The organism is Flexivirga meconopsidis (assembly GCF_026162425.1).
Lineage (GTDB): Bacteria > Actinomycetota > Actinomycetes > Actinomycetales > Dermatophilaceae > Flexivirga > Flexivirga meconopsidis.
Window position 1 is genome coordinate 546,700 of the sequence record NZ_JAOBQJ010000002.1, and the last position, 12,228, is coordinate 558,927.

General features: G+C 69.9%; 9 protein-coding genes and 1 riboswitch. Of the genes, 5 read left to right on the top strand and 4 right to left on the bottom strand.

Annotated elements, in window-relative coordinates; all coding sequences use genetic code 11:
- Nucleotides 1–37 precede the first annotated feature (37 nt).
- The 5 genes from kdpB to N2M23_RS07915 all read left to right on the top strand — a co-directional run bounded on the left by kdpB (nucleotide 38) and on the right by N2M23_RS07915 (nucleotide 6,717).
- Nucleotides 38–2,050 carry a potassium-transporting ATPase subunit KdpB gene (kdpB, locus tag N2M23_RS07895; RefSeq protein ID WP_265444577.1) on the top strand — a complete coding sequence of 671 codons (2,013 nt, stop codon included), beginning with the start codon at nucleotides 38–40 and terminating at the stop codon, nucleotides 2,048–2,050.
- A 3-nt stretch (nucleotides 2,051–2,053) separates the two neighbouring features.
- Nucleotides 2,054–2,635 (top strand): potassium-transporting ATPase subunit KdpC, encoded by a 582-nt coding sequence (gene kdpC / locus N2M23_RS07900; protein ID WP_265444578.1) that lies wholly within the window; start codon nucleotides 2,054–2,056, stop codon nucleotides 2,633–2,635.
- 55 nt (nucleotides 2,636–2,690) lie between these two features.
- Nucleotides 2,691–5,261, top strand: a complete 2,571-nt coding sequence (locus N2M23_RS07905; RefSeq protein ID WP_265444580.1) for an ATP-binding protein — start codon at nucleotides 2,691–2,693, stop codon at nucleotides 5,259–5,261.
- Nucleotides 5,258–5,935, top strand: coding sequence for a response regulator (locus N2M23_RS07910; RefSeq protein WP_265444581.1), 678 nt, complete (start codon nucleotides 5,258–5,260; stop codon nucleotides 5,933–5,935). The genes N2M23_RS07905 and N2M23_RS07910 overlap by 4 nt, the downstream gene beginning before the upstream one ends.
- 182 nt (nucleotides 5,936–6,117) lie before the next feature.
- Complete coding sequence (locus N2M23_RS07915; protein ID WP_246241791.1) at nucleotides 6,118–6,717, top strand: DUF1269 domain-containing protein; 600 nt, start codon at nucleotides 6,118–6,120, stop codon at nucleotides 6,715–6,717.
- Nucleotides 6,718–6,735: 18 nt separating this feature from the next.
- Here N2M23_RS07915 and N2M23_RS07920 read toward each other — a convergent pair whose 3' ends face one another.
- Genes N2M23_RS07920 through N2M23_RS07935 form a run of 4 tightly spaced genes read right to left on the bottom strand, consistent with a single transcriptional unit; the run spans nucleotide 6,736 to nucleotide 11,325 of the window.
- Complete coding sequence (locus N2M23_RS07920) at nucleotides 6,736–7,257, bottom strand: gamma carbonic anhydrase family protein (RefSeq protein ID WP_265444583.1); 522 nt, start codon at nucleotides 7,255–7,257, stop codon at nucleotides 6,736–6,738.
- A 5-nt stretch (nucleotides 7,258–7,262) separates the two neighbouring features.
- Nucleotides 7,263–7,973 carry a hypothetical protein gene (locus tag N2M23_RS07925; protein ID WP_265444585.1) on the bottom strand — a complete coding sequence of 237 codons (711 nt, stop codon included), beginning with the start codon at nucleotides 7,971–7,973 and terminating at the stop codon, nucleotides 7,263–7,265.
- Complete coding sequence (locus tag N2M23_RS07930; protein WP_265444586.1) at nucleotides 7,970–8,731, bottom strand: ion channel; 762 nt, start codon at nucleotides 8,729–8,731, stop codon at nucleotides 7,970–7,972. Before N2M23_RS07930 ends, N2M23_RS07925 begins: the two co-directional genes overlap by 4 nt.
- Nucleotides 8,704–11,325: a DNA translocase FtsK gene (locus N2M23_RS07935; protein ID WP_265445112.1), complete on the bottom strand. Its 2,622-nt coding sequence runs from the start codon at nucleotides 11,323–11,325 to the stop codon at nucleotides 8,704–8,706. The genes N2M23_RS07930 and N2M23_RS07935 overlap by 28 nt, the downstream gene beginning before the upstream one ends.
- 761 nt (nucleotides 11,326–12,086) lie before the next feature.
- Nucleotides 12,087–12,202, top strand: a riboswitch (SAM riboswitch).
- The last annotated feature ends 26 nt before the right edge of the window (nucleotides 12,203–12,228 follow it).

The following is a 12,228-nucleotide window of genomic DNA, read 5'->3' on the forward strand; positions in this document are numbered from 1 at the left end:
GAGGCCCGCAATCGAGAACGAAGGAACGACCAATACCATGAGTTCGCTGACCACTCAAGCCGTCGAGTCGCTGCCCGGCGCACTGCGCAAGGCCGACCCCCGGCACCTGGTGCGGCAGCCGGTGCTGTTCGTCGTCTGGATCAGCGCCGTGCTGACCACGGTGCTGGCTTGCATCCATCCGTCGTGGTTCTCCTTCCTGGTCGCGATCTGGCTCTGGGCCACGATCCTGTTCGCCAATCTCGCCGAGTCGGTCGCCGAGGGGCGCGGCAAGGCGCAGGCCGACACCCTGCGCAAGACCCGCGCGACTGCCACCGCCCGTCGCATCACGTATGGCGGGGGCGAGGAGGAGGTCCCGGCCGCGGAGCTGAAGCTCGACGATCGCGTGGTGGTCGAGGCCGGTCAGGTGATCCCCGGTGACGGCGACGTCGTCGAGGGCATCGCAACCGTCGATGAGTCCGCGATCACCGGCGAATCCGCCCCGGTGGTAAGGGAAGCCGGCGGCGACCGGTGCGCCGTCACCGGCGGCACGACGGTGCTGTCCGACCGGATCGTGGTGCGCATCACCGCCAGGCCCGGCGAGACGTTCATCGACCGGATGATCTCCCTGGTCGAGGGCGCCGAACGCCAGAAGACACCCAACGAGATCGCGCTCGGCATCCTGCTCACGGTGTTGACGATCATCTTCCTGCTGGCCGTCGCGACCATCCCGTCGCTCGCCGGCTGGAACGGTCCGAAGCCGAGTGTGCTGGTGCTTGTCGCACTGCTCGTCTGCCTGATCCCGACGACGATCGGCGCGCTGCTGTCCGCGATCGGCATCGCCGGGATGGACCGGCTCGTGCAGCGCAACGTGCTGGCGATGTCCGGCCGCGCGGTCGAGGCCGCCGGTGACGTGTCCACGCTGCTGCTGGACAAGACCGGCACGATCACGCTGGGCAACCGGCAGGCCGCCGACATCATCGTGGTCGGGGACGGCGAGGCGAGCGAGGTGCACCGGCTGGCGCACCTGTCCTCGCTCGCCGACGAAACACCGGAGGGCCGCTCGATCGTGGACTGGACCGCGGATCGGCTTGGCACCCATCATGATTCGCCTTCCGGGGCAACGGTCGTGCCGTTCACCGCACAGACCCGGATGAGCGGGGTCGACCTGCCCGACGGCACGCAGCTGCGCAAGGGCGCGGCCGGGTCGGTGTGCCGTCTGGTGCGCGAGTCCGGCGGCGCCGGCGCCGACGAGGCGATGGCGATCGCCGACCGGGTGTCCGCCGACGGCGGCACTCCCCTGGTGGTGTCGGTCGGCTGTGAGGGTGGCGCGACGGACGCGGTCGGCGTCATACATCTGAAGGACGTGATCAAGCCCGGCATGGTGGAACGCTTCGCGCAGCTGCGCCGGATGGGCATCCGCACGGTGATGATCACCGGGGACAACCCGTTGACTGCCAAGGCGATTGCCGATGAGGCCGGAGTCGACGACTTCCTCGCCGAGGCGACGCCCGAGGACAAGATGCGTCTGATCCGGACCGAGCAGGAGGGCGGCCGGCTGGTCGCGATGACCGGTGACGGCACCAACGACGCGCCGGCCCTCGCGCAGGCCGACGTCGGGGTCGCGATGAACACCGGCACGTCGGCGGCCAAGGAGGCCGGCAATATGGTCGACCTCGACTCCGACCCGACCAAACTGATCGACATCGTCGGCATCGGCAAGCAGTTGCTGATCACCCGCGGCGCGCTCACCACCTTCTCGATCGCCAACGACCTGGCGAAGTATTTCGCGATCATCCCGGCGATGTTCGTGGCGATCTACCCGGGTCTCGACAGCCTCAACATCATGCGGCTGCACTCGTCCAACTCGGCGATCCTGTCGGCGGTGATCTTCAACGCCCTGATCATCGTGGCGCTGATCCCCTTGTCGCTCAAGGGAGTTCGCTACCGTCCGCTGCGCGCCGACCAGATGCTCGCGCGCAACATCCTGATCTACGGATTGGGCGGCGTGATCGCGCCGTTCATCGGGATCAAAATCATCGACCTCATCGTCCAGTTCCTCCCGGGGATGTGACCCATGACCACTTCATCACTCACCATCGGCCGCCAGACCCTCGCGGCGCTGCGCATCTTCCTCGTGCTGACCGTGCTGGTCGGCGTGCTCTACCCGGCTGCCGTCTGGGGCGTCGGCCGGGTCGCCTTCCACGACCAGGCGACCGGATCCCAGGTGTCGGTCGACGGCAAGGTCGTCGGCTCGTCGTTGCTCGGCCAGCAGTGGAAGGGCGCCCAGTGGTTCCACGGCCGCGACTCGGCCTCCGAGTATGCCGGTGACGTGAGCGGCGGGTCCAACCTGCCGGCCACCGACAAGCGGCAGCAGGACGCCGTCGCGGCCCGTGAGAAGGCGCTCGCACCGCTCGGGGGCAACCCGCCGCCCGACGCGCTCACGATGAGCGCGAGCGGCCTCGACCCGCACATCTCACCGGCATACGCGCGTCTGCAGGCACCGGCCGTCGCGAAGGCCCGCGGTCTGCAGCTCGCGCAGGTGCAGCGGCTGATCGACGATGCCACCAAGGGCCGGGTCGCCGGCTTCCTCGGCGACGAGCGGGTCAACGTGCTGCAGCTGAACCTCGCCCTGCAGCAACTGTCCGGGACGAAGTGACGCGCCCATGACGGGCACGGTCGATGCGCAGCCGCGGACGCGGGACAATCGACGCATGTCCCGTGGCCGCCTGCGCATCTTCCTGGGTTCCGCGCCCGGCGTCGGCAAGACCGTCAAGATGCTGCAGGAGGCGCAGCGCCGCCGCGACCGCGGCACCGACGTGGTCGTGGGCCTGGTCGAAACGCACGACCGGCCCTACACCGCAGCGCAACTCAAGGGGCTGGAGGTGCTGCCCCGCCGCGAGGTGGTCCGCAACGGCACCACGCTCTACGAGCTCGACGTCGACGCGGTGCTGCGTCGCCGCCCCGAGGTGGTGCTGGTCGACGAACTCGCGCACAGCAACGCCGGCGGCATCGGACACGATCGCCGGTTCGAGGACATCGAGCAGTTGCTCGAGGCGGGGATCGACGTGATCTCCACGGTCAACGTGCAACATCTCGAGTCGCTCAACGACGCGGTCTTGCAGATCACCGGTATCCGCCAGCAGGAGACGGTGCCGGACGCCGTCGTGCGGGCCGCCGACCAGATCGAACTGGTCGACATGACGCCGGAGGCGCTCCGCCGTCGCCTCGCACACGGCAATGTGTATGCCGCCGACCGGGTCGACGCGGCCCTCGCCAACTACTTCCGGGCCGGCAACCTGTCCGCGCTGCGTGAGCTCGCACTGCTGTGGACCGCCGACCGGGTCGACGAGGCACTCGCCCGTTATCGCGACGACCACGACATCGACTCCACCTGGCCGGTCCGGGAACGCGTGGTCGTCGCCCTCACCGGCGGCCCGGAGCAGGAGACGCTCCTGCGGCGCGGGGCACGCATCGCCGGCCGTGGCGCAGGCGGTGAGCTGTATGCCGTGCAGGTCGTCCCCGACACCGGATTGCGTGATGTGCCACCGGAATCCGCGACCGCGGCCCGGCAATTGGTCTCCGAACTCGGCGGCACGATGCACACGGTCACCGGATCGGACGTCGGTGAGGCGATCCTGGAGTTCGCCCGCGGGGTGAATGCCTCGCAGATCATCGTCGGCGCCAGCCGCCGCAGCCGGTGGCAGCGGCTGCTCGGCCGCGGTGTCGGCGACACGGTCGTCGACGGTTCCGGTGACATCGACGTGCTGATGGTCAGTCACGAGCTCGCCCACATCGGCCGGTCCCCTGCCGTCGACTGGGACGGGCTGGGCCTGCGTCGCGAGGTGGCCGGCTGGCTGCTCGCGACCGTCGGCGTGGCCGTGCTGACATGGGTCATCGACGTCACCTCCCAGGGGCAGGCACTGCCGCTCGACGTGCTGATCTATCTGGCCTTCACGGTGATCACCGCGATCGTCGGCGGCCTGTGGCCGGCGCTCACCTCCGCGGTGCTGGCGAGCCTCGCGCTCAACTGGTATTTCACCCCACCCGAAGGCACGCTCACGATCAGTCAGCCGCAGAACGCCTTCGCCCTGCTGGTCTTCGTGGTGGTCGCGGTCGCGGTCGCCTCGGTGGTGCATCTGACCGCGCGCCGCACCTCGCAGGCCATTGCGGCCGAACGCGATTCGCGGCTGCTCGCCGAACTCACCCACTCCCTGCTCGCGGTCAAGGACCAGCTGCCGGTGCTGCTGGACCAGGCGCGCGACATCTTCGATGCCGACGGCGCGGCCCTGGTGCGCAGCACCAAGACAGGCGTGCCGGGGCAGCCGCTGATGATCAGCGGCGAGGTCCCGCTGCAGGAGCTGGACGCCCACCTCACCCGCGCACCGGTCGACGACCAGCACCAGCTGGTGATCGCCGGAGATGTCGCCGACGCCGGGCAACGGCGACTGGTCGAGGCCTACGCCAGCGTGGCGGCGGCGATCCTGCACCGCAACGAGCTCGCCAAACAGGCTGCGGCAGCGGCCGGCCTGGCCAAGGACAACCGGTCTCGCGCGGCGCTGCTCGCCGCGGTGTCGCACGACCTGCGCACCCCGCTCGCGGCGATCAAGGCGGGCGTGTCGAGTCTGCGCAGCACCGACATACAACTGACCGCGGCCGATCAGCGGGAGCTGCTGGAAACCGTTGAGGAGTCGACCGATCGGCTCGACGGGCTGATCGAGAACCTGCTCGACATGTCGCGCATCCAGTCCGGCAATATCACCGCGCGCACCGACGAGCTGCAGGTCTCCGATCTGATCTCGGCGACCCTGCACACGCTCAGCGAACCGCAGCGCGTGCGCACCTGGGCGCCGGACCCGCACCTGACCTGCCTGGCCGACGCCGGGCTGGCCGAGCGGGTCCTTGCGAACCTGCTGGAGAACGCCCTGCGCTACTCCCCTGGCCGCCAGGAGGTCGTGCTGAGCGCCGAACGCCTCGGCAAAGCAGTCGAATTGCGGGTCATCGACCGCGGGCCGGGAGTGCCGGAGTCGGAACGCACCGGCATTTTCGCCCCCTTTCAGCGGTATGGCGACAGTCCCCGCGGCAACGGCGTCGGCCTTGGCCTTGCGGTCGCGAAAGGACTCACCGAAGCGATGGACGGCACGCTGGACGCCGAGGACACTCCCGGCGGAGGTCTGACGATGTGCGTGCGACTGCCTGTCGTGCAACATGACTCGACCGCCGACGAGTCCGCCGCCGGCGCGGCACCGGCCGAACCTGACCTACGAGAAGGAGCCCCATCGTGACCAGGGTCCTCGTCGTCGACGACGAACCCAGCCTGGTGCGCACTCTCAGCATCAACCTGCGTGCCCGCGACTACCAGGTGGAGCACGCCTTCGACGGCCGCAGTGCGCTGCAGAGCGTCGATGAGTCCGCACCCGATGTGCTCGTGCTCGACCTCGGTCTGCCCGACCTAGACGGCGTCGACGTGATCCGCCGGATCCGTCGCAGCAGCGACGTGCCGATCATCGTGCTATCCGCACGGCACGACTCCGACGACAAGGTCGAAGCACTCGACGAAGGCGCCGACGACTATGTCACCAAGCCCTTCGGCATGGACGAACTGTTGGCTCGGGTGCGCGCGGCGATCCGCCGCCGCTCCACTGCCTCCCCACACGCAAACCCGGTGCGCACCAAGGATTTCGCGCTCGACTTCGCCGAACGCATCGCGCTCCGGGACGACCAGCCGGTGCGGCTCACCCCGACCGAATGGCACTTCCTGGAGACGCTCGCCGCGCGCCCGGGTCACCTGGTCAGCCAGGCGGACCTGCTGCGCGAGGTGTGGGGGCCGGGCTATGAGAAGGAGACGCACTACCTGCGGGTGTATGCCGGTGGCCTGCGCCGCAAGCTCGAGCCCGACCCGGCCAACCCGCGCTACCTGATCACCGACCCCGGCATCGGCTACCGCCTGCAGCTGTAGGCCGGCACCGGTCGATATAGCCAGCGAATGCATCGAAGAATGGTGATGCCTTCGCCCGAGGCACGAATTCCCTTTGCTGCCAACGTCTTTGAGCGTTCGTACTATACAGTCGTCCAGCGTCTGCGACGGTGGAGATGGCGGCGGCGACCGCCGCGGCCTGCGACAGCTCAAGGGAGAAGCTTATGGCAGACAACGTGATCCTGATGACCTGGCCGGACCAGAGCAAGGCCTATCAGGCATACAGCGATCTGAACGCGCTCTCCAACGACGGCGCGATCGACCTGGTCAGCGCGGCCGTCGTGCAGCGCAACCCGGACGGCACGTTCACCGTGAAGGACGGCGACGACAACGAGATCGGCTCCGGCACCCTCGGCGGCAGTGTCATCGGCATGCTGGTCGGCGTGCTCGGCGGACCGCTCGGCATGCTGCTCGGCTGGGCCGGGGGTGCGCTCGTCGGTGGCACGGTCGACGCCGGACGGGCCGCCGACACCTCCAGCGTCGTGGCCGACCTGAGCCGGGCGATCCCGCCCGGGGTCACCGGCCTGATCGGCGAGGTGAAGGAGGGCTCGCCCGCGGCCGTCGACCAGCTCGCCCAGCAGAGCGGCGCCACACTGGAACGCCGACCGCTCGACGAGGTGATGGACGAGGTCGCCGAGGCCGAGGACGCCGCGATCGCGGCAGCCGACGCCGCCGACCGGAAGCTGCACGAGGAGAAGAAGGCCGAGCGCAAGGCCGACCGCAAGGAGCGCCTGGACAAGATCAAGGCCAAGCTGCACGTCTGACCGGCGCCGCCGGCCTGGTCAGACCGCGTCGACCTCGCCGTCGCGGTGCGTGGCGGCGAGGTCGAGGTAGACCTGCGCGTTGAGACCGATGACCTCGACCTCCTCGTCGCTGAGCTCGCGGCGGACCTTCGCCGGCACACCGGCGACCAGGGACCTCGGCGGCACCTGCATGCCCTCGGGTACGACGGCGCCGGCCGCGATCAGCGAACCCGCGCCGATGACAGCCCGGTTGAGCACCCGCGCGCCCATGCCGACCAGCACGTCGTCCTCGATGGTGCAGCCGTGCAGGGTTGCGTTGTGCCCCACCGAAACTCGCGCACCGACCGTCAGCGGGGCGCCCGGATCGGCGTGCAGCACGCTGTTGTCCTGGATGTTCGTGTCCTCCCCGAGAGCAACGGTCTCCAGGTCCGCGCGCAGCACCGCGCCGTACCAGATCCCGCACCGCTCCCCCACGGTCACGGCGCCGACAACGGTGGCATTGGGCGCGACCCAGGCCGAGGCGGCCACCGACGGCACTCGGTCCGGTAGTCGAATCAACATGGCGCTCAGAAGGTCTGCGGCTTGCGCCGCATGAGATGGACCGCGACGGTCGCGAGTCCGACGATCCAGCCGGCGACGACGCCCCAGGTCGCTCCGGAGGTCGCATCGGCACGAACGACCTCCACGAAGATGTCGCTCCGGCCGATCAGACCGGCCACCACCCGCGCGATCGCGCCGCCGATCACGCAGGTCATCCAGGCTGACAGGAAGACCGCGAAGCTGCCGCCACCCGCGCGCACCGACATGGTCGCCGCCATGAGCAGGAGCAGCACCACGAAGACCACGATGACCAGTGCGGCGATGAAAGCCGTTGTCACCTTGGATGATCCGCCGTCGAACGGCCACGGCGCGAGCGGGATGGTCTGGGCGAACCAGCCGTCCCAGCTACGGAGGTTGAAGCTGCCGTTGCGCGCCACCTGATAGCCCAGGAAGCTGCTGAGCACCATGAGCAGCCCGCCCACCACCGCGCCGACGGTTGCTGCCGGAAAGCCACTGCCGCCCTTGTCCGCTCGCGCGCCCGGCTCGTATCCCGGGCGGGGGCCACCGGGTGCGTAGCTGCCGGGGGCCCGGTAGTCGGGCTGCCGGTAGTCGGGCGCGCCCTCGGCGGCAGCTTGCTGCGGGTAGGGCTGGCGGGCGTAGTTGGGTTCGTCGGCCTCCCCGCGCTCCCAGTCCGGTGCGCGCCGGATCTCCTGGGTGCGGTCGAAATCGTCGGTCATTGCTCGCCATCCCCTCGCTCGTGCTGCAGCTTGGTGCGCTGGAACCGCGCGAGCGTCATGCCGAGCAGTCGCGCCACCACCAACGCAAGATAGTTCACCCCGGCCAGCTGCTCCAGCATGATGACCGACCGCGCGTAGGAACCCGCCGGGGAGATGTCGGACAGCCCGGTGCCGGTCATCGTGGTGAAGGACAGGAAGAGCAGCTCCATCCAGCTGAGCTGTCCGCCGCCTGGTGAGCTGAACTGCCCTGCGCCCCAGACGATCTGCACCGCACCGTACACATACGCGAAGCCCCACGCGACAACCGTGAAACATGCTCCAGTCGCGAGCATTTCGTCCCGCGACACATGATCGTCGGAGAACATGTAACGGATCAGCGCGTAGGCCGTGTAGAAGTAGAAGACCGCGTGCGTGGCGTCGGACGCCAGCTCCAGCCCCTCCGGGTCGGGCCAGATCGCGGTCAGCACGGTAAGCACCGCGGCCGGGGCGCCGATGCCCACCGAGATCCAGGTCAGCGCCGGCGTGTGCCGCACCGCGCCGACCGCCAGCGCGAGCACCAGCAGTTGGAACAGCGAAAACACCGTCCGCCCGGCCGTGCTGCCCTCGGTGAACGGGTAGACCAGGATGCCGAGCAACTGCACCGCAAGCAGCACGCCGCACGGTACCTCGCGCAGTTGGGCGAGCAACCGCCGCGGGCTGAGCCGCTCGGCGAATCCGCCTGCTGCGGGGCTCAGTCGCGACGATCCGTCAGCGCCCACGCGTCCTCGCCACCGCCGTCGTCGTCGCCGTAACCGGTCGTCTCGCCCTGCTCGGCGGAGGCCCCGTCATACGGCTGCTCGGTGGGGACGTCCTCACCGCGCAGCAGCGCCAGCGTGGTCGGCAGGTCGTCGGGTTTGACCAGCACGTCGCGCGCCTTGGATCCCTCCGACGGGCCGACGATGCCGCGGCTCTCCATCAGGTCCATCAGGCGGCCGGCCTTGGCGAAGCCGACGCGCAGCTTGCGCTGCAGCATCGACGTCGACCCGAACTGGCTGGTGATCACCAGCTCCGCCGCCTGCAGCAGCAGGTCGAGGTCGTCGCCGATGTCCTCGTCGATCTCCTTCTTGGGCGCGGAGACCTGCACGTCGTCGCGGTAGGCAACGGTCAGCTGGCCCTTGACGTGCGAAACCACCTCTTGCACTTCGGTTTCGGTGACCCAGGCGCCCTGCACACGCATCGGTTTGGAGGCACCCATCGGCAGGAAGAGCGCGTCGCCTTGGCCGATCAGCTTCTCCGCGCCGGGCTGGTCGAGCACGACTCGGGAGTCGGCGAGTGAGGACGTCGCGAACGCCATACGGCTCGGCACGTTGGCCTTGATCAGACCGGTGACGACATCGACCGACGGCCGCTGCGTGGCCAGCACCAGGTGGATGCCGGCCGCGCGCGCGAGCTGAGTGATGCGCACGATCGACTCCTCGACGTCCCGCGGCGCGACCATCATCAGGTCGGCCAGCTCGTCGACGATCACCAGCAGGTAGGGGTAGGGCTGCATGACCCGCTCGGACCCCGGAGGCGGGGTGACCTTGCCGGACCGGACCGCCTTGTTGAAGTCGTCGATGTGCTTGAAGCCGAACGCGGCCAGGTCGTCATACCTGGTGTCCATCTCGCGCACCACCCACTGCAGCGCCTCGGCGGCCTTCTTGGGATTGGTGATGATGGGCGTGATCAGGTGCGGAATGCCTTCGTATGCCGTCAGTTCCACCCGCTTGGGGTCGACCAGCACCATCCGCACCTCGTCCGGCGTGGCGCGCATCATCACCGAGGTGATCATCGAGTTGACGAACGACGACTTACCGGCGCCGGTCGCACCGGCGACGAGCATGTGCGGCATCTTGGCCAGGTTGGCGATGACGTAGCCGCCCTCGACGTCCTTGCCGACGCCCATCACCATCGGGTGCTCGTTGCTGCGCGCCGCATTGCTGCGCAGCACGTCGCCGAGGCTGACCTTCTCGCGGTCGGTGTTGGGGATCTCGATGCCGATCGCCTTCTTGCCCGGGATCGGGCTGAGGATCCGCACGTCGGCGGAGGCCACGGCATACGCGATGTTCTTGGAGAGCGCGGTGACCCGCTCGACCTTGGTGCCGGAGCCGAGCTCGACCTCGTAGCGCGTCACGGTCGGGCCGCGGGTGAACCCGGTGACCTGCGCGTCGACGCCGAACGACTCAAGGGTCTCGGTCAGCGCCTCGACCACCCGGTCGTTGGCCGCCGAGCGGGCCTTGTGCGGCGTGCCCGGCTGCAGGACGTCACCGGACGGCAACGTGTAGGTGACGTCGCCGGCCAGCTGCAACTGCTCGACCCGCTGCGGCAGCGGCGTGGTCGGCGGCGCTTCGAGGCCAGGCTTGGGACCGGGCGGCGCCGCGGCAGCCGGCGGGGCGCCGGTGGTGCCGGGCAGCGCCACCGCGCGGGTGTCGCCGGTGGCCGGTTTGCGGTCCACGTCCGTGTCCCCGGTCGGGCGGGCGGCGCCGGACGCGTCCGCGCCGGCGTCGGTCGCCGCATCCACGTCGTAGACATCGCCCGCGGGAGCCTTCTCCCCCGGGCGCAGCACGCGACCGCCCTTGGTACGCCGCGGCGCGACGGTCGCGGCCTGCTCGAACGCCTCGTCGCCGTCCAGTCCTTCGCTCTCGGCGTCGGACTTCTTGGCCGACTTGCGGCGGCGCTTCTTGGGGCCGTCGGCCGGCCCGTCGATCTCCGAGCCGTGCAGGTCGCCGGCGACGGCGTCGACGGGGCCCTCGTCATACTCGTCGGCGGGGTGGTGGTCGAACAGTCGCGCGCGGACCTGCTGAATGCGCTCGGGGATCATGCTCACCGGCGTGGCGGTCATCACCAGCACGCTGAACACGCCGAGCAGCAACAACAAGATGAGCGCACCCACGTTGTGGATGGCCGCGACCACCGGGCTCGAGGCGAGGAAGCCGATGATCCCCCCGGCGTCGCGCAGCGCTTCGCCGCTGCTCGGTTGGGGCACGCCCTTGGCGATGCTGGTCACCCCGCACACCGAGATCGCGAAGAGCGCCAGGCCGATCAGCACCCGGTTGGTGGCGTGGTGACCGCGCGGCGAACGCATCAGATGGACGCCGATCAGCACCAGCACCAACGGAAGCACCAGTGCGCCGAGACCGAAGGTGCCCGCGACGATCGCATGGATGACGTCACCCGCGACTCCGGCCAGGCCCCACCACTCCCGGGCGGCGATCACGACGGCGGCGGCGATCAGCGCGAAGCCGAGGCCGTCGCGGCGCAGCTCTGGTTCGAGCTCGCGGGCGGAGTGACCGACGCGGCGCGCGGCTCCGCCGGCAACGTGAGCGACTCCCATCCAGGTCCCGCGGGCGGCCCGCAACGGCAGCGGCAGCCCACCGCCCTGCGCCTTGCCGCCCGCGCGGGCGCTGGCGCCCGACGCGCGCTTGGCCGGCGGCCGGCTGGAACTGCGCCCGGAGGCAGGCCGCGACTTCGCGCCACCGCTGCTCGCCCGCGACCCGGCGCCGGACTTGGTACTGCGCGTGGCGCGGGCGGAGGACGTCGTGGTGGACGGACGGGTAGGCACGAAAACACCGTACGCGACGACCCCACCAGTCACAGCAGTTACACGCCGGTTGGGGGTGCCGGCCGTTCTGCACGACCGTCGGCACAAAAGTGCACCCGGCCCGGCCGCGGGCGCCCCTTACGCACGACCGTCGTCGGAAAAGTGCACCCGGCCCGGCCGCGGGCGCCCCTTCCGCACGACCGTCGTCGGAAAAGTGCACCCCGCCCGGCCGGGAGCGCCCCTTCCGCGCGACCGTCGGCACAAAAGCGCACCCGGCGAGCTGCGAGCGCCCCTTCCGCACGACCGTCGGCACAAAAGCGCACCCGGCGAGCCGCGAGCGCCCCTTCCGCACGACCGTCGGCACAAAAGTGCACCCGCCGAGCCGCGGGCGCCGCTTCCGCACGACCGTCGGCACAAAAATGCACCCGACGAGCTGCGGGCGACCCTTCCGCACGACCGTCGGCACAAAAGTGCACCCCGCCCGGCCGCGAGCGCGCCCGACATACGGACGGCATTTGCGGCGGCCGGTGGCCGATCCTCTATGGTCTTACGCAGGTCATGAGTCTCAGCGTCAAGCCCCGGCTTGCTGAGCGGCAACCCTCCTTCCGCGGTGGGGTGCTCCGGGTGACGACCGGGTCGGCGTGACAACCCACGTCGGCAAGCGCGGATCGGCGACGCGAGCGCCCGTCGGTCCCT